The 19,238-nt window shown below is 38.8% G+C and carries 21 protein-coding genes; 15 read left to right on the top strand and 6 right to left on the bottom strand.

The window, feature by feature from the left end:
• Positions 1–79: 79 nt before the first annotated feature.
• From HDE70_RS20030 to yihA, 3 genes are read right to left on the bottom strand one after another with little or no spacing between them, the layout of a single operon-like run.
• Positions 80–1,795, bottom strand: coding sequence for a M3 family oligoendopeptidase (locus HDE70_RS20030; protein WP_183865777.1), 1,716 nt, complete (start codon positions 1,793–1,795; stop codon positions 80–82).
• Between the two features lie 4 nt (positions 1,796–1,799).
• Positions 1,800–2,666: a UbiA-like polyprenyltransferase gene (locus tag HDE70_RS20025; protein WP_111634700.1), complete on the bottom strand. Its 867-nt coding sequence runs from the start codon at positions 2,664–2,666 to the stop codon at positions 1,800–1,802.
• 15 nt (positions 2,667–2,681) lie between these two features.
• Positions 2,682–3,308, bottom strand: coding sequence for a ribosome biogenesis GTP-binding protein YihA/YsxC (gene yihA / locus HDE70_RS20020; RefSeq protein WP_068403099.1), 627 nt, complete (start codon positions 3,306–3,308; stop codon positions 2,682–2,684).
• A 52-nt stretch (positions 3,309–3,360) separates the two neighbouring features.
• Between yihA and ubiE the strand changes: the two genes are divergently transcribed.
• The 13 genes from ubiE (at position 3,361) to murI (ending at position 15,046) form a co-directional block, all read left to right on the top strand.
• Entirely contained in the window at positions 3,361–4,095 is a 735-nt protein-coding gene (gene ubiE, locus HDE70_RS20015) for a bifunctional demethylmenaquinone methyltransferase/2-methoxy-6-polyprenyl-1,4-benzoquinol methylase UbiE (RefSeq protein WP_183865776.1), read from the top strand.
• 9 nt (positions 4,096–4,104) lie between these two features.
• Positions 4,105–4,881 carry an outer membrane beta-barrel protein gene (locus HDE70_RS20010; protein ID WP_183891674.1) on the top strand — a complete coding sequence of 259 codons (777 nt, stop codon included), beginning with the start codon at positions 4,105–4,107 and terminating at the stop codon, positions 4,879–4,881.
• A gap of 58 nt (positions 4,882–4,939) precedes the next feature.
• Positions 4,940–5,695: an SDR family oxidoreductase gene (locus tag HDE70_RS20005; RefSeq protein WP_183865774.1), complete on the top strand. Its 756-nt coding sequence runs from the start codon at positions 4,940–4,942 to the stop codon at positions 5,693–5,695.
• Between the two features lie 18 nt (positions 5,696–5,713).
• Positions 5,714–6,160, top strand: a complete 447-nt coding sequence (locus tag HDE70_RS20000; RefSeq protein ID WP_183865773.1) for a GatB/YqeY domain-containing protein — start codon at positions 5,714–5,716, stop codon at positions 6,158–6,160.
• 170 nt (positions 6,161–6,330) lie between these two features.
• Positions 6,331–7,095 (top strand): alpha/beta fold hydrolase, encoded by a 765-nt coding sequence (locus HDE70_RS19995; RefSeq protein WP_183865772.1) that lies wholly within the window; start codon positions 6,331–6,333, stop codon positions 7,093–7,095.
• Between the two features lie 2 nt (positions 7,096–7,097).
• Positions 7,098–7,760 (top strand): CBS domain-containing protein, encoded by a 663-nt coding sequence (locus tag HDE70_RS19990; protein WP_111634707.1) that lies wholly within the window; start codon positions 7,098–7,100, stop codon positions 7,758–7,760.
• Between the two features lie 39 nt (positions 7,761–7,799).
• Positions 7,800–8,681, top strand: coding sequence for an NAD kinase (locus HDE70_RS19985; protein ID WP_183865771.1), 882 nt, complete (start codon positions 7,800–7,802; stop codon positions 8,679–8,681).
• Position 8,682: 1 nt separating this feature from the next.
• Positions 8,683–9,504, top strand: coding sequence for a DUF6089 family protein (locus HDE70_RS19980; RefSeq protein WP_183891673.1), 822 nt, complete (start codon positions 8,683–8,685; stop codon positions 9,502–9,504).
• Between the two features lie 146 nt (positions 9,505–9,650).
• Positions 9,651–10,391 carry an isoprenyl transferase gene (locus HDE70_RS19975; protein ID WP_068403083.1) on the top strand — a complete coding sequence of 247 codons (741 nt, stop codon included), beginning with the start codon at positions 9,651–9,653 and terminating at the stop codon, positions 10,389–10,391.
• A gap of 63 nt (positions 10,392–10,454) precedes the next feature.
• On the top strand, positions 10,455–13,013 hold the full coding sequence (gene bamA / locus HDE70_RS19970) for an outer membrane protein assembly factor BamA (RefSeq protein ID WP_260161485.1): 2,559 nt from the start codon (positions 10,455–10,457) through the stop codon (positions 13,011–13,013).
• A gap of 7 nt (positions 13,014–13,020) precedes the next feature.
• Positions 13,021–13,548 (top strand): OmpH family outer membrane protein, encoded by a 528-nt coding sequence (locus tag HDE70_RS19965; RefSeq protein WP_068407637.1) that lies wholly within the window; start codon positions 13,021–13,023, stop codon positions 13,546–13,548.
• A gap of 47 nt (positions 13,549–13,595) precedes the next feature.
• Positions 13,596–14,168 (top strand): OmpH family outer membrane protein, encoded by a 573-nt coding sequence (locus tag HDE70_RS19960; RefSeq protein ID WP_111634712.1) that lies wholly within the window; start codon positions 13,596–13,598, stop codon positions 14,166–14,168.
• A gap of 59 nt (positions 14,169–14,227) precedes the next feature.
• A complete protein-coding gene (gene murI / locus HDE70_RS19955) occupies positions 14,228–15,046 on the top strand; it encodes a glutamate racemase (RefSeq protein ID WP_183891672.1) in 819 nt (272 codons plus the stop codon).
• Between the two features lie 239 nt (positions 15,047–15,285).
• On the opposite strand, the gene HDE70_RS19950 is transcribed toward murI, so the two are convergent.
• The gene (locus HDE70_RS19950; protein ID WP_183891671.1) at positions 15,286–16,401 is read right to left on the bottom strand and encodes a hypothetical protein; all 1,116 of its coding nucleotides are present in this window, start codon (positions 16,399–16,401) and stop codon (positions 15,286–15,288) included.
• A 197-nt stretch (positions 16,402–16,598) separates the two neighbouring features.
• Between HDE70_RS19950 and HDE70_RS19945 the strand changes: the two genes are divergently transcribed.
• Positions 16,599–16,925 carry a hypothetical protein gene (locus HDE70_RS19945; RefSeq protein WP_221302111.1) on the top strand — a complete coding sequence of 109 codons (327 nt, stop codon included), beginning with the start codon at positions 16,599–16,601 and terminating at the stop codon, positions 16,923–16,925.
• Positions 16,926–17,031: 106 nt separating this feature from the next.
• Here the strand turns inward: HDE70_RS19945 and HDE70_RS19940 are convergent, their stop codons facing one another.
• Both HDE70_RS19940 and HDE70_RS19935 read right to left on the bottom strand, forming a co-directional pair.
• A complete protein-coding gene (locus HDE70_RS19940) occupies positions 17,032–17,307 on the bottom strand; it encodes a hypothetical protein (protein WP_183865767.1) in 276 nt (91 codons plus the stop codon).
• Between the two features lie 39 nt (positions 17,308–17,346).
• A complete protein-coding gene (locus HDE70_RS19935) occupies positions 17,347–18,171 on the bottom strand; it encodes a hypothetical protein (RefSeq protein ID WP_183891670.1) in 825 nt (274 codons plus the stop codon).
• A 251-nt stretch (positions 18,172–18,422) separates the two neighbouring features.
• Here HDE70_RS19935 and HDE70_RS19930 point away from each other — a divergent pair, with 251 nt between their 5' ends.
• Positions 18,423–19,100, top strand: a complete 678-nt coding sequence (locus HDE70_RS19930) for a glycosyltransferase domain-containing protein (protein ID WP_183891669.1) — start codon at positions 18,423–18,425, stop codon at positions 19,098–19,100.
• Positions 19,101–19,238 lie beyond the last annotated feature (138 nt).

The following is a 19,238-nucleotide window of genomic DNA, read 5'->3' as shown; positions in this document are numbered from 1 at the left end:
GTTAGTTGGTTTTGCTTTAGGGTAACTTAACGCCTGTTTGTATTTCAAACAGGCGCCAATTGGCTCAAAGTATAAAAAATTAATCTAATTTATCTAATTCATCCTTTACAAAGGAAGCCAGTTCTTTAATATATCCACTGCTGAAATCGAACTTAATACCCGCAGTTTCGTAAATTTCATTCATTGGTTTAGTATAACCCAAAGCTAACGCATCCAAATATTGCTGTAATGCTTTTTCAGGATTCTCTTTGTAGTTTTTCCAGATCGCAATCGCGCCTAACTGTGCAATCGCATATTCTATATAGTAGAAAGGAACTTCAAAAAGATGCAATTGTTTTTGCCAGATGTTACCAAACTCCTGCTCCAGACCATCCCAGTTAGAAAAGCCCGCACCAAATCTTTCATAGATCTGTTTGAAAGCAACCTCTCTGTCGGCAGCATTGTGTGTAGGGTTGGTATAAATCCAGTGTTGAAACTGATCAATCACCGCTACCCATGGTAAAGTTTTCAGCACATCTTGCAACTGCTCTTTCTTCGCACGGATCAGATCGGCAGGGTTATCAAAGTATATATCCCATTGATCCATTGAAATTAATTCCATACTCATAGATGCGAGTTCTGCAACTTCCGAAGGACAGTGTTTAAAATCATTTAACTCCAGGTTAGCTGTCAAAAAAGTATGGATCGCATGTCCACCTTCATGAACCATTGTCGTTAAATCTCTCAGTGAACCCGCAGAGTTCATGAAAATAAAAGGAGCACCGGTTTCGGCCAGTGGATAGTTGTATCCTCCCGGAGCTTTACCTTTTCTGCTTTCTACATCAAACAGGTTATTCGCTTTCATGATCGAAAGCATTTGACCTAATTTAGGATCGATTGCAGTAAAAGCAGCAATAGTTTTATCGATCAGCTCTTCACCATTTTTGAATGGCTTCAAGGCAGCTTTACCAGAAGTGCTGACTTCCATATCCCATGGCTTCAATTCTTCCAGACCTAATAATTCAGCTCTTTTCTCTGCTTGCTCTTTTAAAATAGGTACGATTTCTTTTTCTATCGCCTCATGGAATGCATAACAATCCTTCGCGCTATAATCGAATCTGCCTAAAGCCTGGAACATATAGTCTCTGTAGTTTTCAAATCCTGCGTTCAGAGAAACCTCATGACGCATCGCTACCAACTCATCAAACACAATGTTTAAAGCATCTTTATCTACCAGACGGCGTTGCTGGATAGTTTCCCATGCCTGCTGACGAACCGCTCTGTCTATATCTTTCGTTAAAACAGCGGCCTGCTCCAAAGTATACTCCTTGTCATTGATCACCACACTCATTGCACCAGTAGTGGCCTGGTATTTTTGCTGGGTGATTTGCAGTTTCGTAAACAGTTCTACGTTTTCTTCTCTGTAGATCTCCAGTGCTTTTTTAATCGCCCGTAAATAAACAAAGTATTTAGTCTGGTCCAGCTCATCAATAAATGGGCTGTCTACCAGTTTTTGATTTAATAAATTTGCAACAGGGGAGATCTTAGGTTCAATCTCCGTAGCGAAATATTGAAAGCTGCTCACCAATTCTTCATTGGCAGTATCACAACTCATTTTAATATATCTCCAGGCAAAGTCTTCTTCCAGTGCAGCTTCAAATTCACTTTTGTCTTTAAGCCATTTTTCAAGCTCGCCAACATTGGCAATTCTTCTGTCTAATAATTCATCCAGCACAGGAGAAAGGTTTTCCCATTTAATCTCAAGCGTCTGCGGAATATAAGTCCTGATTTTTTTCGTAATAATAAGATTGCTCATCGGTCTAGAATTTGAAAATTGTTCTTAAAAAAGCATCGAGCAAAAAGCAGGCTGCAAAAATCACAGAGGCGAATCCATTGGTGGTCGCAAATGCTTTGTTCACTTTACTGATGTCATTAGGTTTAACCAGCAGATGCTGATAAATTAACATCGAACAAAAGAAGGTTACGCCAAGGTAGTACGCCCAGCTGAAAGTAGAAAATACGATCGGTAAGATCACACAGATCGCGGAAAGGACATGTAAGAATTCAGATAATCTGAGTGCTTTTTTTCTGCCCAGCGCTGAAGGGATCGAGTGTAATTTCTCTCCTTTATCAAATTCCTCATCCTGCAAAGCATAAATAATGTCAAATCCGCTTACCCAGAATAATACGGCAAGCGAATAAAGCACAGGCACCAATGCGAAATGTCCGGTTACAGCAATATAGGCACCAATAGGAGCGAGGGATAAGCCCAGTCCGAGTACCATATGGCATAAAGCGGTAAATCTTTTGGTATAGCTATAAAACAGGACAACAAAAAGGGCTACAGGAGAGAGGTACAGACATAATGGATTAATGAATGCTGTGGTCACGATGAAAAGCACACAGTTCACAATCACAAAGATCAGCGCTTCATTCGCAGAAACTTTTCCTGCGGGAATATCGCGCATGTTCGTCCGCGGGTTCTTCGCATCAATGTCTCTGTCCAGATACCTGTTAAACGCCATGGCAGAATTTCTGGCGAATACCATACAAAGGAGTACTAACAACAAAATCACCCAGTTGAAAGGGTGATCTGTAGTGGTAACTCCTAAAAAGAAACCAATCATCGCAAAGGGTAGTGCGAAGACTGAATGTGCAAAAAGCACGAGTGAAAAATACTTCTTCATTTAAAGGTGCTGTTATTAATCTTCTTCTGGCGTCAGGATAGGCATTGCAAAATCAAGATTGGTCTGATCAACAAAGTTCAGGATCTCATCTCTTCCAATTAACTTCTCTGCTGAGGTCGTAAATATTGGTGGGATTTCTTCAAACCATCCTGAAAGTTCTTTTTTGAAAAGCGCTATATTCTGATGTGTTTTAGAAGTAGACTGCTTATCGGTCTTGGTAAAGGCCAGAACAAACGGGATTTGGATTTCTCCCATCCAGCAGCAAAACTCGATGTCAATTTTTTGTGGCGGAATACGGCTGTCAATTAAAACGAATACACATTGTAAACTTTCTCTTTTGGTGATGTAATTACGGATGAATTTTTCCCAGCTTTCACGGCTGTTTTTAGAAACTTTCGCATATCCATAACCTGGTAAATCGACGATATACCACTTCTCGTTGACCAAAAAGTGGTTAATTAACTGTGTTTTTCCTGGTTTTTGAGACGTTTTTGCCAATCCATGCTGGTTAACAAGCATATTGATCAGGGACGACTTTCCTACGTTTGAGCGGCCAATAAAAGCATATTCGGGCATGTTGGCTACTGGCAGTGCCGAAATCTTGGTATTACTGCAAATAAATGTTGCTGATTTTATAATCATTTGACAAAGGTAGAAAATTAGTTTTCAACAATACTTATCTTTGCGACACACCATGAACGAAAAAATAACTCCATACCAATCTGATACGATCACGAAAAAGGAGCAAGTGAGCACAATGTTTGATAATATTGCTGGTACTTATGACTTCCTGAATCATTTCCTTTCTGTAGGAATAGACATTCTATGGCGTAAAAAGGCCATTCGTGAATTGTCAGCACTGAAGCCGCAACATATTTTAGATGTAGCCACAGGAACGGGTGACCTGGCTTTTGAAGCGATCAAAATACTTCATCCTAAAAAAATTACAGGCGTAGATATTTCTGCCGGAATGCTTGAAGTAGCCCGTAAAAAAATCACAGACCGTAATTTACAGGATATTTTCAGTGTAGAAATCGGAGATTCGGAAGGCCTTAAGTTTGAAGACAATCATTTTGATGCGATTACGGTTGCCTTTGGTGTCAGAAATTATCAGGATCTTGAAAAGGGATTATCAGACATGTTGCGGGTATTAAAGCCGGGCGGAAAAGTTGTAATTCTGGAGTTTTCAAAACCTGTAGCATTCCCGGTGAAACAACTGTATAATTTTTATTTCAAATCTATATTGCCGGTTTTCGGGAAAATATTCTCGAAGGATGCCAGAGCGTATACTTATCTGAATGAATCGGCAGTTGCATTCCCGGATGGAAAGTCTTTTATTGCGGTGATGGATAAAGTGGGGTACAAAACGACTAAACACAGACCACTGACCTTTGGGATCAGTACAATATATACCGGAATAAAAGGTTAATCCATTCAGATGAAATTAAAAATAAGCCTGTTAGTTGTTCTTCTTTTTTCAGTCGCCGCTGCCAGAGCTCAAAACTGGGGTGGTGGTGTCGATGATGAGAATGTACACTTTGGGTTTACTTTTCAATATACAGGATCTTCTTATAAGATTAAGAAAAAGGAGAATTGGAGAGATCCGTACCAGTCACGTCTTGATCCGTCAAGGGGGTTGATCACGGATTCACTGAATGCTATGTACGGTAAATCCTCTCCGGGATTTGGAATTGGTTTTGTGGTCAATGGCAGGGTCAATAATCATATTGACGTCAGGTTAACGCCAACATTGGTTTTTACAGACCGGCTGATGGAGTATGAATATGTACCTTATGTGAACAGTGGGGGCAATCAGTTAAATAACCCGGCCTTAACCAATACGATTGAAAAGAAAGTGACTGCCACGATGGTTGAATTTCCGCTGGGTATTAAGATCAAGTCAGATAGAAGAAATAACTTCAGGGCTTATATGTTATATGGGGCAAAGTATTCAATGGATATCGCTTCCAAGAAAAAATCGGACGATTCACAATTAGATGAAGAGTTCAAATTTCTGAAAAATAAAAAGAGCTACTGGTCTTTAGAAGCAGCTTTTGGACTGGATCTGTATTTCGAGTATTTTAAAATGTCTCCCGAAATCAAACTGTCTTATTCACTGAATGATGTTTTGGACAGAACAGAGATTAATCCATATAACAATCCGATAGATAAATTGATGTTGCGTCATGTGACATTCAGTTTATTCTTCGAATGATGCAGCCTGATTGAATTTTAATAGCTTTGTTTGAAAGGGTATATAAAAATAGATTTTTATGAAAACTGCATTAATAACAGGCGCGACTTCAGGTATAGGAAAATCATGTGCACACTTATTTGCACAGCAAGGATATCAATTGGTATTGGTGGCCAGAAGAGAAGAAAAACTAAAAGAAGTTGCTAAACATTTAGCAGATAAATATGCGGTAGAGATTAAAACACTTATTGCAGATGTAAGAGATAATTCAGTGCTGAAAGAAGTTTTTGAAAGCTTACCTGAAGACTGGAAAAAGGTTGATGTATTGATTAACAATGCAGGCTTAAGCCAGGGACTGGATCCGGTTCAAAATGGAGATACCAACGACTGGGACACCATGATAGATACCAATGTAAAGGGTTTGCTTTATGTAACTAAAATAGTTTCCAACTGGATGATCGCTGCTAAAAAAGGGCACATCATCAATATTGGTTCTATTGCAGGTAAAGAAGTTTATCCAAACGGAAATGTTTATTGTGCAACAAAACATGCAGTGGATGCCCTAAATAAAGGAATGCGTCTGGACTTGCTTCCACATGGTATCAAAGTGACCGCAATTAATCCTGGTATGGTAGAAACAGAATTTTCTGTAGTCCGTTTTAAAGGAGATGAAGACAAGGCGAAAAAGGTATATGAAGGGTTAGAACCTTTATTGGCACAGGATATTGCCGATGCCATCTGGTTTGCAGTTAGCCGCCCTGCACACGTGAATATAAATGATATGCTGATTATGCCAACTGCACAGGCATCAGCAACAGTAGTAAATAGAAATTAGAATAAAAGTTTAAGAAATATGGTATCTGCAATTATAGATCAGGAAATAAAAAAAGCAATGTTAGCTAAAGATCAGGCTGCATTAAGAGGTTTACGCGCAATTAAAGCTGCATTATTAGTAGCAAGAACGGAAAAAGGATCAGCAGAAGAAATTACTGAAGATGCGGAAATGAAAATTCTTCAGCGTTTAATTAAACAAAGAAAAGAGTCTTCTGATATTTACAAACAACAAGGCAGAGAAGACCTGGCTGTAATTGAGGATGAAGAAATCGCAGTAATCAGTCAGTTTATGCCACAGCAATTAAGCAAAGAAGAAGTAGAAGTTCTGATTGCTAAGCTGATAGCAGCTGCTGGTGCAGTTACAGTAAAAGATATGGGCCGTATTATGGGGCTGGCAAATAAAGAACTGGCTGGTAAGGCTGATGGCAAATTGATAGCTGAAATTGTTAAAACCCAATTGGCATAAATTGTGTTAGATGGTATCTGTAAAGAATTATTTTTTAAAAATAATAGTTTTTTTTGTTTAAAATAAAATCAGGCGACTAACTTAGTAGCGTATCTTTAGAAACAATGATGAACCGGACACCATTGTGTCAGTAACCATTCCGGGAAACATTTACAGAAATATATACATACATGAAATACGAAGTAATAGAAGAGGATGGGTTTAAGTATATAGAGGCCGGAAAAGGCGAAACCCTGGTATTACTTCATGGTTTGATGGGAGAGTTGAGCAATTGGGAACCGGTTATTGATCATTTCAAGGAGAATTACCATATACTAGTGCCAATTTTACCTATATATGAATTGCCAATCCTTACTTTAGGAGTTAAAAGTTTAGCAAAGTACATTCATAAATTTATAAAGTTTAAAAAACTCGGACAAGTTGTACTGATCGGAAATTCATTAGGCGGACATCTTGGACTTGTTGTTACGGCAGCACATCAGGAAAGCGTAAAAGCATTGGTATTAACTGGTAGTTCTGGTTTATATGAGAATGCTTTTGGTGGTTCTTTCCCAAGAAGAGAGAGCTATGATTATATTCGTGAAAAGGTAGAATTTACTTTTTATGATCCTTCTATCGCGACGAAAGAAATGGTAGATGAGATATTTAAAACGGTTAATGAACGTTCAAGAGTTATCCGTATTCTGGCTTTGGCAAAATCTGCTATCCGCCACAATATGTCTAAGGAACTGAATAAAATTACGATCCCTGTTTCTTTGATCTGGGGAAAAAATGACCAGGTAACTCCGCCGGATGTGGCTGAAGAATTTCATCAGCTGCTGCCTAATTCAGAGTTAAACTGGGTTGATAAATGCGGGCATGTTCCGATGATGGAGCATCCTGAAATTTTTAATAAATATCTGAGTACTTTCTTAGATAGAATTTTACTGAAATAACCATGTTTGCATCTGAACTCATATCCAATTCGATCCTGCCGTTACAGACTTCTGAAACGGTGCATACTGCTTTGGACAGGATGGCTGAGTTCAAATTAAACCATTTACCGGTATTGAACAATGGCCAGTTTCTGGGCATTGTAGCTGAAGATCACCTGCTGGAAATAAGAAATGTGGAAGAGCCTATAGGTGGCCTTTCTTTAACTATTCTTAACCCGTTCGTTTATCAGGATGTTCATGTTTATGATGTGATCAGGATATTTGATCAGCTGAAACTTTCTTTAGTGCCGGTACTGGATTATAAAAAGAATTATCTGGGTGTCATTTCTATACATGACTTATTAAAGTATACTTCAGATATTTTTGCAGTTAAAGAACCAGGGGGAATCATCGTTCTGGAAATTAACAACCGCAATAACTCTTTGTCGCATATGGCGCAGATTGTTGAGGGTGATAATGCACAAATCTTATCCTCTTACGTGCAGAATTTTCCAGATTCTACCCGCTTAGAGGTTACACTGAAAATTAATAAAACTGAATTATCCGGAATCATATCTTCTTTTGAAAGATATGATTACCAGGTTAAAGCGGTTTTTAACAGTACCACTCAGGATAACGGAACGGAAGACAGATATAATTTGTTAATGAGTTATTTAAATGTTTAATTCATTCCTGTAACCATTCAACATACAATATTTATCTAAATGAAGATTGCAATTTACGGCAGAGAGTTCAATAACAGCGTTTTGCCTTTCGTGCAAGAAGTTTTTAATGCCCTGGAACATTATGGGATTGAGACGATTGTTCACAAAGAGTATAATGAGTTTATTGAAGATAAAGTAAAGCTCCCTGCCAATATTGAAACCTTTTCCAATTATCTGGAACTGCGTGATCATGCCGAAATCCTGATTAGTCTGGGTGGGGATGGGACGCTGCTTGATACGCTTGCTTTGATCAGAGATTCTGGAATCCCGGTGATCGGGATCAACTTTGGAAGGCTTGGGTTTTTAGCAAGTATCAATAAAAATGAAATCAGAAATGCCATTGAAGCGTTAGTCAATAAACAATATTCTTTGGATAAACGGACGTTGCTCAACGTAGAGTCCAAGCATCATCTTTTTGGCGATGAAAACTTCGCACTCAATGATATCACTATTCACAGACGTGATAATACAGCAATGATGATTATCCATGCTTATATGAATGATGAGTTTATCAATTCATACTGGGCAGACGGATTAATTATTGCCACGCCTACTGGTTCTACCGCCTATTCTTTAAGCTGCGGAGGCCCGATTATATTTCCAAGTGCACAGAATTTTGTCATTACACCGATTGCACCGCATAACCTGAATGTAAGACCTGTAATTATTCCGGATGATGTTACTTTAAGGTTTGAGGTTGAAGCCCGCAGTACCAAATTCCTGGTATCCTGCGATTCCAGGACTGCTACTGTAGATCGTTCTGTGAAAATAACAGTAAATAAGGCTGCATTTCATGTGAATCTTATTCGTTTGAATAATGAAAGTTATCTTACTACCTTGAGGAACAAATTACTTTGGGGAATTGATACCCGTAATTATTAGAATGAAGAGTTTAAAAAAGACCATATTTTCTGTTGCGCTGAGCTGTGTTTTCTCTGGTGCTGCGCTGGCGCAGACAACGGAATTAGGCGTGAATGCAGGTGCTGCGGGATATATAGGCGATATTAATCCGACTAATCTTTTTAAGCCAAGCGGTGTTGCTTTTGGTGCTTATATCAAACGTAATTTTAATCCTTACTGGGCTGTTGGTATCCATTATAATTATGGAAAAATAGGTGGGAACGATGTAAATTCTGACGACCTGAGCCTGAAAACCCGTAATCTTAATTTTTCTACTTCTCTGAATGAGCTGAGTTTACAGGTGGATTTTAACTTCCTGGATTATTTTTCCGGTGGCGGAAGGACAAATTTCACGCCTTATATATTCGCAGGGGTTGGTGGGGTCTTGTTTAATCCGAAAGCTAAATATAACGGCGAAACCTTCGAATTAAGATACTATGAAACTGAAGGTAAAAAGTATAAAAACTATGCAATGAGTATTCCTTACGGAATAGGGATGAAGTACAGAATCGGGGAGCGTCTAGGTCTGTTTACACAGCTGGGCTACCGGACTGCGAAAACAGATTATCTGGATGATGTGGGTGACAGATATCCGGCATCGTCTGTGATCAGTCCTGCAAGCAGTAAGAATCCGGGGGGCGTTAATCTTTCCGACCCTTCTGTACCCCGTTATCCTGGAGATCCTGACCGTCCAAATTTCCTTCCGGGTGGTCAGCGTGGTAATTTTGTTAAAAATGATACTTACTTTTTTGTACATATAGGACTTTCTTATACGTTTACTTCTGATAAGTGTTATAGTTTTTAGACTCTTTTATTCACCTCTCCTATCTTAAAATCAACTTATCCTGCTAAGTTTATGGTAGAAATAAACAAAATATCTTATAACTTTGAAGCTTTCTAACCTGCCATTCTTCAGTATGTTAGACATTTTAGCCATATTTGCACAAATAAATGGGATTTAAAGAACAAATCGATACTAGCCGCTTACCGGAACACATCGCTATTATTATGGATGGGAATGGAAGATGGGCTAAAAATCAAGGTAAATTCAGGTCTTTCGGTCATGAAAGCGGAGTAATATCTGTAAAAGATATTGTAGAGGGGTGTGCGGATATTGGTGTAAAATACCTGACGATCTATGCTTTTTCTACGGAAAACTGGAACAGACCTATAGATGAAGTCAATGCTTTGATGGAATTGCTGATTGCTACAATCAACAATGAAACAGATACATTGAACAAAAATAATATCAGGCTGAATGCCATTGGCGATATTGCCTCTTTACCTCAGCAATGTATTGATGATTTAAAAAGCGCAATGGAAAAGACTGCGGGAAATACCACTTGTACTTTGACTCTTGCTTTGAGTTACAGTGCTAAATGGGAGATTCTGGAGGCTGCAAAAAAGCTTGCATTGTTAGTGCAGGATGGCAAAATTAAAGTGGATGAGATTGATGAGGCGCAGTTTTCTTCTCAATTAACTACTGTAAATATGCCAGATCCTGAGTTGATGATCCGTACGAGTGGTGAGCATCGGGTAAGTAATTTTCTGCTGTGGCAGATGGCTTACAGCGAGCTGTATTTTACGGAGACGTTGTGGCCGGACTTCAGAAGAGAAGACCTTTTTGAAGCTATTGTAGACTACCAAAAGCGCGAACGTCGCTTCGGTAAAATTAGTGAACAGTTGAACTAATTTTACTTTTAACACTTTTTAACATGTGTTTAAATTAACTTAGCAACGTTTTTTAGAATGTAAATGAAAAGAATATACCAACTCATATTATTGCTGTTGATCGGCTCACCGGCAATGGCACAAATTACCCGTCCAAAGTCCAATCCTAATGCCCCCAGCTTAAAAGTCAGCGGTACGGACATGGATTATTTTCAGCCTAAAGAATATACGATAGGGGGAACTACTTTAAGTGGCGCCAAGTTTATTGATAAGGAAGTTATTATTACACTTTCCAAATTAATTAAAGGTGAAAAAATATTACTTCCAGGGGAGGCAACTTCCAATGCTATTAAAACACTATGGGCCCAGGGATTGTTTGATGATATCGAACTTGATATTACTAAAATGGTTCTGGATACCGTTTATTTTGATATTAAAGTGGTTGAGAGGCCGCGTTTAAGTTCGTTTGAGCTGAACGGACTGAGCAAATCTCAGAAAACGGATATTACCGAGAAATTGAATTCTAAATCAGGAAAGACGATTATCAACGAAAATACTTACAACAGTACAACGGGAATCATCAATAAATACCTGGCTGAAAAGGGTTATTTCTTTACGAAAGTAACCTATAAAACCAAGCCGGATCCGAACATGGAGAATGGGGTGGTTTTGCAGGTTTTTGTAGATAAGGGAAATAAAGTTAAAGTTCATGAGATCAATTTTACTGGTAACAAGGACTTCAAGGCTTCTACTCTACGTAAGTATTTGAAGAAAACTAAGCAGCAGGCTTTCTACAAAGTATTTGGTTCTGGTAAATTCAGCAAGGATAAATACAAAGAGGATAAGGAAAAGCTGATTGCTAAAATGCAGGAAAAAGGTTACCGTGATGCGGTGATCATCAAAGATACTACTTACCTGTACAACAGAAAATCTGTTGGTGTTAAGATCGATTTATACGAAGGCCCGAAATATTATGTTGGAAATATTACCTGGTCTGGAAATGCAAAATATGCAACGAAAGATCTGAGCAAAGTATTGGGTATTGAGAAAGGTGAAGTTTTCAGTGAGGAGAAGTTAAATACTAAACTTCACGGTAATGGTGCAGAGAGTGATGACGTATCAAGCATTTACCTGAATGATGGTTACCTGACTTTTAATGTGGAGCCTGTTCAGACAAAAATATACAATGATACTGTAGATTTAGAAGTAAGGATTTATGAAGGTCCTCAGTATACCAACAACAGAATTACTGTAAAAGGAAATACGATTACAAATGACAGGGTAGTTTTACGTGAGGTACGTACAAGACCGGGTGATAAGTTCTCTAAAGATTTACTGGTACGTACAGTACGTGACCTTGGTCAGCTGGGTAACTTTGATGAGTCTAAAACGGTACCAACTCCAAAACCAAATCCTTCGGATGGTACGGTTGATATTGAATATGCTGTGGAAGAGAAACCTTCTGATCAGGTAGAGTTATCAGGTGGTTTCGGTGGTGGCCGTATCATTGGTACTATTGGTTTAACTTTCAATAACTTCTCTTTAAGAAATATATTAAATCCAAAGGCTTACAAGCCACTTCCAAAAGGTGATGGTCAGAAGCTGAGTCTTCGTGGTCAGACGAATGGTAAATACTACCAGTCTTACAGTTTCTCTTTCTCTGAGCCATGGTTAGGTGGAAAGAAACCAGTGAGTTTCGGTTTAAGTGCATTTACGTCACTTTCTTCGAATGGTGTTGATGTTGGGCAGACTGCACAGCGTATCCGCTTAAACGGTGTGACTGTAAGTTTAGGAAGAAGATTAAAATGGCCTGATAACTATTTCCAGATTTCACATGCCATCAACATGCAGCAGTATATCCTGAATAACTATCCTGGATATTTGTTCAGCACGGGAACGTCTTATAACTTCAACTTAACACAGGAGATTAGCAGAGATTCAAGAAACTCGCCAATCTTCCCTACTGAGGGTTCGTATTTTAAATTCACGATACAGGCAACTCCTCCTTATTCGTTATTAAATCATACCAACTATGCAACTGCATCAGATAAGTTACGTTATAAATTTACTGAATACCACAAGTGGAAATTTGAGGGTCAGTGGTTCCAGAGGGTAATGGGTAAAGTGGTTCTTAAGGGCCAGGCTCAGTTTGGTTTCTTAGGTTCTTACAATAATGCGGTAGGTCAGTCTCCATTCGAAAGATTTAAACTGGGTGGTGATGGTATGCAGGGTTTTGACTTCCTTCAGGGGTCTGAGATCATCACTATGCGTGGTTATGCGAACAGTGCGGTTACTCCTGCTACTGCAACAACTGCCGGACAGATTCAGACTGCAACAAATTCAGGAAGTCCGATATATACTAAATATGTTATGGAATTAAGATATCCTGTTATTGCAAGTCAGCAGGCAACTGCGTATCTTGTGGGCTTTGCTGAGGGTGGTAATACCTGGAACAGTTTCTCAGAGTTCAATCCTTTTAACGTGAGAAGGTCTGCGGGTATTGGAGCTAGAATATTTTTACCGATATTTGGTATGCTGGGTATTGATTACGGGTTTCCGTTTGATAACATTCCTGGTCAGGCTAATGGTGGTAAACAGAACTTCACTTTTAGTATTGCTCAGCAATTGGGTGGATTTAATTAATAGAGAAATGAGAAAAATTATTTTAATCGGGGTTTTAGTTTTCGCAGGTTTTGGTGCTTTTGCACAGAAGTTCGCTTATGTTGATACGGAGTACATCCTTAAGAATCTACCTGAGTATAAGTCTTCACAGAATCAGCTGAATGTATTGTCTCAGCAGTGGCAAAAAGAGGTTGATGCCAACTTTACGGCGATTGACAAAATGTACAAAGCTTATCAGGCAGACCAGGTGTTATTGACTGATGATATGCGTAAGCGCAGAGAGAATGATATTATCGAGAAGGAAAAGGCTGCTAAGGAGTTTCAGCGTCAGAAGTTCGGCCCTGAGGGAGAGCTTTTCCAGACCAGGGCAAAGTTGCTTAAGCCTATTCAGGATAAAGTAACTGGTGTGATTGCTGATTTAGCAAAAACAAAGTTCCTTGATTTTATCTTTGATAAGAGTAGTGAAGCGACAATGATGATTTACGCGAGCAGCAATTATGATCTGAGTAATGACGTTATTATCAGATTGGGTTATAAACCAAACACCGTAAAGTAAAAACACACCTAAATAAATTTTAAAAACAATTATTAAGAACAATAGAAATGAGAAAGTTAATTAACGTATTTTTTGTGGCAGCTGGCCTTATGTTTACTGCTAATGTTGCTAGTGCTCAACAAAAAATTGCACATCTGGATTCTGAAGCTATTTTTGCTGTTATGCCTGAAGCAAAAACTGCATCAGCAACTTTAGAGACTCTTCAAAAACAAAAACAAGCTGAGATCGAAAAAATGAGAAGTGAGTACACTGTAAAGTATGAAGCAGCAGTTGCTAAAAACAAAACTTTGAGTGAGGCTAACAAAGAAACAGTTGGTAAAGAATTACAAGCTATGGGTGTTGAATTGCAGGATATGGAAAAACGTATCGGTGAAGCAAGCCAAAAAGCTCAACAAGATATTGCGACTAAACAAGGTGAGTTATTAGCTCCTTTAAATGCTAAATTCCAAACAGCTGTTAAAGCTGTAGCCAGAGAAAAAGGTTTAGCTTATGTATTTGATAGTTCTGCACAGAATGGTGCAAACAATTTATTAGCCTGGGAAGGTGGTGACGATGTTACTGCTTTAGTTAAAGCTAAATTGGGTATCTCTGCTTCAGCAGCTCCAGCTCCTAAAAAATAGTATTTAAAAAATATTTAAATTGCGGCACCGGGTATTTCCCCGGTGCCGTTTTTTTTGTCATGATAAATAAGAAATCTATTGGTGTTTTTGATTCGGGTTATGGTGGCTTGACTGTGTTTGAGTCCATCGCGAAATCATTGCCTGATTATAATTATATCTATTTCGGTGATAATGCAAGGGCTCCTTATGGGGATCATTCTTTTGAGACGATTTATCAGTATACGCTGGAGTGCGTGGAGTGGTTATTTGCGCAGGGTTGCCCGCTGGTGATTCTGGCTTGTAATACGGCTTCGGCAAAGGCGTTGCGTACGATTCAGCAAAAGGTGTTACCGGTAAAGTATCCGGGGTTCCGCGTGCTGGGTGTTATCCGGCCTACGGCAGAGGTAATTGGCAGGTATACGGAGTCAAACACGATCGGGGTAATGGGGACAAGGGGAACGGTTAATTCGGATTCTTATCCGATAGAGATCCATCATCAGTTTCCTTCGTTAAATGTGGTGCAGCAGAGTTGCCCGATGTGGGTTCCGCTGATTGAGAATAATGAGCATGGGAACGAGGGGGCGGATTATTTTGTGAAGAAGTATATTGATGAGTTGTTAGCGAAGTCGGGAGACATTGACGCAATATTACTGGCTTGTACGCATTATCCGTTGTTAGTGCCTAAGATCAGGGCTTATTTGCCGGATGGTGTTCGATTGGTTGTTCAGGGGGATATTGTGGCTGAGAGCCTGGTTGATTACTTAAACAGGCATCCTGAGATAGAGAGTGTGTTGACGAAGGAGGGGGATATGAGTTTTTATACCACGGGGGATAGTCAGGTGTTTGATCAGAGTGCTTCGATATTCTTTTCAAGAGAGGTGGTTTCGAGTAAGGTGTAAAGGGGGGACTCTCGGGAAAAACAAAAAAGAGACAACCATATTCCAGACGGCGTTCATGAAGAATGAACAATGTCTGGAATATGGTTGTCTCTTTTTTGTTTTTATCCTCCAGGGTTGGGTAGGGTTGGAAAGGTGGATAGTCTGGTTGATTAATTAGTTGAATAGCTTTGTGCCTTGTCTGGTTGGCTAGACAGTACAGGCAAATATTTGGTTAGTATTCTGGCTGCAAAGTGAATGTTTTACAGGTTGTATTCGAGTGTATTCAGGTAGTATTCTAAGTTTTTGAATCTGGTTGTACTGGCGCCAACTATGATTTTTTCATAATCGATTACTTGTGGAAAACTGTAGGCTAACTGGTCTAAGACGTAAACGGTGCTTGATGGGTTATAGGGTTTGTTATAATCAGAGCGCGTCTTGTCCGGGACATAGCCGGTATTGACAAATTCAAGGTGAACATTGTTTGCCGGATCAATCATATAGGGTTCCCAGAAGGTCATTGTATTGGGTAGGCTAATGTTGATGTTGTTCTTTTTATTGAGTAAATCATTCCCGGCTGTTTGACCGTCGTACAGGGAAACTGCTCTGAGGATTCTTGCATAGAAATAGAGGTTATAGGCATGGTAGGCGAATGCATCTCTGTTGACGTAGTCTTCTGTTTTTCCACCGGCAAAAAGGTTAGCATTGAGCTGAACGTTATAGGCACTTTTAACGTGGTTGAGAATGGTTGCGTCGTTTAGGATATAGCCGATGTCGTAAAGAAGATTGAGCCTGATTGTTTCCCAGTTGTTTTTTCTGTTAGTGTAGTTTGCTGCGTTGGTGATGTAGTATGTTCCGGTCTTTTTCAGCCAGGCATCGATGGTTGTTTTATTTGCTGACGGGATAGCTGACCTGATGATGGAGTAGGCTTCGAAAATCTCTATAAAAGCGGCTTCTGATGGGGTGCTGCTATTCGGGGTATTGACGGCTGCCCATGCGAGTAAATTGCTTTTTGCTTTGTCGAGGTATTTGGTTGCGGTATCTCTTCCGGGTGAGATTGCCCATTGCAGAGCGAGGCATTTCAGCTCTGTTCCCTGAGTGCCGACGGCCGTTGTGCTGGTGGTTTTTGTCAGAGCAGCATAGGCGGGGTTAGTAATTAGTTTCTGGATTTGTGCCTGGTTTGATCCGGCTAGGTCTGCTGCGATTTTACTGAGCCCGTTGGTGCTGAATACAAGGTTTTTCGAGAAGACGGCCGAGTCTCCGGTAGCTTGTGTGTTTGTGTTTTTTCCGGCGGCTCCATTTTGCTGAGCTGCCTCTTTTTTACAGCTGGTTGCGCAGAGCATTAATCCGATTACTGCTAAGTAGTTTAATTTTTTCATCGTTTTTAAATGTTAATTTGGTACCGCAAAATCGTTGGTTTGTTATGAACAGGCAGGATGAAATTCTAACTAAAAGGGGGTGAAATTCTAAATAGATATTTTGGTAGGGGACTTTATAATAATTTCCTTCTCTTTACGCTTAATATTAATAACATGTATAGTTTGATAATAGATACATGTAATAATAAATACGACAGATGACAACTCGAAATAAAGAAACGATGGATAGACAATTTTGTCCAGTGTGTAAACAGAAGGTAGAGCTGGTCTCCTTACGTTATCCGGATTATGTGTGTATTACGTGTGTTTCATCAGCAACTGATAAACAGGGAAGAGCAGTTGTGTTTTATAACTCAGATATGTTCGGACATGGATGCGCCGGACAATACAGGGATAATGGAGAGGGGTATCCTTCGAATATTTGTTATATCAATGGTGTGGAATGTGAGGCGAATGAGGCCTATATGGGTGGGATTGTGGTTACGCCCGGAATCAGGAAACCACTAAGCTTTCCAGGGACATAAATCTTATGTTTAATCAGGAGTTTATCAATAATTGTATCAACAGGGGTGTCAATAATGGTATCATGTAATAAGCTCCTGATTAAATTAAAATCGATGGGTTTAACATTTAATAACCTTGTATATTTTTGTAAATTAAAATTACGGCTGCGATTAGGCCCCAGATGATGCCCCAATATTGCAGAGGAATAAAATAAAGATCATGGACAGATTTTCTGTTTAATCTTAATCCGGTTATAAAAACCAGGGGCGCTGAGGCTAAAAGGCAGTAAAGGAAAAGTTCAAGTCCTGCATTTCCATTCTTGCCAAAGAAGAATATACCAATCAGAATAGTAGCAACTGGAATTAGAAGAGCTAAAGGGCCCCAGCCTTTGTAGATAATCATAATATAGAATTGTCTTAAATGACTTTTTTTTGCGATTTATTATTTGGAGTGATTTATCAATCTGTCCATTAAAGACACGAAGCTTTTACCACTGAAAATTCCGTTTGTGGCCGTACTGAAAATCACCTTATTTTCTTTATTATGCAAGCTGATCTGGCTAATCCAATTATTTACAGCAAAGTGATTCAGCTCTGATATCATGATTTTTTCAGAATCGATGATCAGGTGATCTCTGGTCACAATAATTTCTTTCGGCTGTACATTCAGGAAAGATTGTGTACCCGTAGCAAACAGCTTTTTACCTAGAGCCGTATCATAGTTGATATAATGAAAAGTAATACTCCTGTCCGCTTCCAATTCTCTTAATGCCCAGAGAACATATAAAGCCTCATGCTGAGTGGTTATAAAATCAATAGCCTTAAACACCTTAGGATAGCGGGCAGTTATAGTTTCCCAATTTCCATCTTTTCTATTTCGGAAAGCAATGTTATTCGTTAAGAAAGTACGTCCTGAGCTAAATAAATAGAGATCCTCTAAATCCTCAAAAAGCTGAGTTTTACTTTGTCCGTTTCCTTCAGTTACGATTCCTTTCTCATATAAATAAAAAGTCTTGCCCTGACTCTGTTTGAGTGCCAGTAATAGTATCGCCAGCCCAAGCCCCATAATAAATGCAATTACCCAGTAAAGTATGCTGATATCTCCTGAGAAATTCATCTTTCCTTCCTTGACTGCTGCGATTGCTCCAAAATATATAAAACCTGAGATCGCAGTAAATAAAATAAGTATAAAAATTGCGAAATAAGTAAAGCCCTTTCCCGGATTATGTTTGCTATTTAAGGCACCTAATTCTTGCGTCTGATTCATATTAAATGATAAGTTGTTTAACTTTAGTTAATTATAGTTTAATCAATGTTTTTAAAATTTCAATAAACTACCATTTGGCAAAATTGATACCAGAAACGTGAAATTAGTCAGTATTTGATCAAGTCCATTGGGCTATATCAGTAGTAAGCTATACCGATATAGTATTCTTTTTCGGGGACGATTGTCCCTAAATTCTTCAAAACCTAAAGTATTGCCGGGCATTAATTATATTGAATAATAATATTTAAGATATGAAGAACATACTATTAATTACTGCGGCTTTTGGTGGAAATACTAAAGAGCTTGTAATAGAGCATTCCCTCTCAAATAACGATTATTCCTTTTTTAAAGCATGCTATAATGATAGTAATACACAGTCCAGGGTAAATAGCCTGCACCCCAGATTGAAAGGTAAGATTCCAAAGATGATGGGGTGGCAGGATGCACCTGATTTTGATTATTACATATGGGTAGATTCCACCTTTACCATATTAGATGGCTTTGTTGAGCATATGATGGAATTTGTAAACGAAGATTATGACCTGTTTTTATTTGCCCATACTAAAAGAAATTCTATTAAAGATGAACTTGATTACATAAACCTGAAAATGAGTCAGGGGGTTAAATATATGATTGATTGTTACGAAGGTGAATCAATCAACGAGCAGGTAGAACTTTACTTATCCGATGAAACCTTTATAGATAATACCCTGTTTGCCGGCGGATGTTTTATGTATTCCAACCGGTTGGTTCAAAACAAAAACTATAATATGATGACTGACTGGTTTCTGCATAACACTCTTTATTCCATTCAAGATCAGTTGAGCCTGCCATATCTGATCCATAAGCATCAAATAAAACATAAAGTTTATCCCCACATTCTGATGAAAAACAATTTTTTAATACATGACTTTAGTATGTTTTTTTAACATTATTAAACTTTTCTATACTAAGCTTCTCCGCAAAGTTTCTTCTTAATTTCATCATTACGGTTGTCCGCTATACTTCTCTAGTATATTTCTCTGGCACACTTCTCCGCAAAGTTTCTTCCTGATTTCATCATCACA

Source organism: Pedobacter cryoconitis, assembly GCF_014200595.1.
GTDB classification, from domain to species: domain Bacteria; phylum Bacteroidota; class Bacteroidia; order Sphingobacteriales; family Sphingobacteriaceae; genus Pedobacter; species Pedobacter cryoconitis_C.
Note: the sequence above shows the minus strand (reverse complement) of the source record. Positions and strands in the feature narration are given on the sequence as shown.

What these genes read in the sequence shown, in the direction of transcription:
- HDE70_RS20030 (WP_183865777.1), bottom strand. Translation starts at nt 1,795, where the DNA reads ATGAGCAATCTTATTATTACGAAAAAAATCAGGACTTATATTCCGCAG.
- HDE70_RS20025 (WP_111634700.1), bottom strand. Translation starts at nt 2,666, where the DNA reads ATGAAGAAGTATTTTTCACTCGTGCTTTTTGCACATTCAGTCTTCGCA.
- yihA (WP_068403099.1), bottom strand. Translation starts at nt 3,308, where the DNA reads ATGATTATAAAATCAGCAACATTTATTTGCAGTAATACCAAGATTTCG.
- ubiE (WP_183865776.1), top strand. Translation starts at nt 3,361, where the DNA reads ATGAACGAAAAAATAACTCCATACCAATCTGATACGATCACGAAAAAG.
- HDE70_RS20010 (WP_183891674.1), top strand. Translation starts at nt 4,105, where the DNA reads ATGAAATTAAAAATAAGCCTGTTAGTTGTTCTTCTTTTTTCAGTCGCC.
- HDE70_RS20005 (WP_183865774.1), top strand. Translation starts at nt 4,940, where the DNA reads ATGAAAACTGCATTAATAACAGGCGCGACTTCAGGTATAGGAAAATCA.
- HDE70_RS20000 (WP_183865773.1), top strand. Translation starts at nt 5,714, where the DNA reads ATGGTATCTGCAATTATAGATCAGGAAATAAAAAAAGCAATGTTAGCT.
- HDE70_RS19995 (WP_183865772.1), top strand. Translation starts at nt 6,331, where the DNA reads ATGAAATACGAAGTAATAGAAGAGGATGGGTTTAAGTATATAGAGGCC.
- HDE70_RS19990 (WP_111634707.1), top strand. Translation starts at nt 7,098, where the DNA reads ATGTTTGCATCTGAACTCATATCCAATTCGATCCTGCCGTTACAGACT.
- HDE70_RS19985 (WP_183865771.1), top strand. Translation starts at nt 7,800, where the DNA reads ATGAAGATTGCAATTTACGGCAGAGAGTTCAATAACAGCGTTTTGCCT.
- HDE70_RS19980 (WP_183891673.1), top strand. Translation starts at nt 8,683, where the DNA reads ATGAAGAGTTTAAAAAAGACCATATTTTCTGTTGCGCTGAGCTGTGTT.
- HDE70_RS19975 (WP_068403083.1), top strand. Translation starts at nt 9,651, where the DNA reads ATGGGATTTAAAGAACAAATCGATACTAGCCGCTTACCGGAACACATC.
- bamA (WP_260161485.1), top strand. Translation starts at nt 10,455, where the DNA reads ATGAAAAGAATATACCAACTCATATTATTGCTGTTGATCGGCTCACCG.
- HDE70_RS19965 (WP_068407637.1), top strand. Translation starts at nt 13,021, where the DNA reads ATGAGAAAAATTATTTTAATCGGGGTTTTAGTTTTCGCAGGTTTTGGT.
- HDE70_RS19960 (WP_111634712.1), top strand. Translation starts at nt 13,596, where the DNA reads ATGAGAAAGTTAATTAACGTATTTTTTGTGGCAGCTGGCCTTATGTTT.
- murI (WP_183891672.1), top strand. Translation starts at nt 14,228, where the DNA reads ATGATAAATAAGAAATCTATTGGTGTTTTTGATTCGGGTTATGGTGGC.
- HDE70_RS19950 (WP_183891671.1), bottom strand. Translation starts at nt 16,401, where the DNA reads ATGAAAAAATTAAACTACTTAGCAGTAATCGGATTAATGCTCTGCGCA.
- HDE70_RS19945 (WP_221302111.1), top strand. Translation starts at nt 16,599, where the DNA reads ATGACAACTCGAAATAAAGAAACGATGGATAGACAATTTTGTCCAGTG.
- HDE70_RS19940 (WP_183865767.1), bottom strand. Translation starts at nt 17,307, where the DNA reads ATGATTATCTACAAAGGCTGGGGCCCTTTAGCTCTTCTAATTCCAGTT.
- HDE70_RS19935 (WP_183891670.1), bottom strand. Translation starts at nt 18,171, where the DNA reads ATGAATCAGACGCAAGAATTAGGTGCCTTAAATAGCAAACATAATCCG.
- HDE70_RS19930 (WP_183891669.1), top strand. Translation starts at nt 18,423, where the DNA reads ATGAAGAACATACTATTAATTACTGCGGCTTTTGGTGGAAATACTAAA.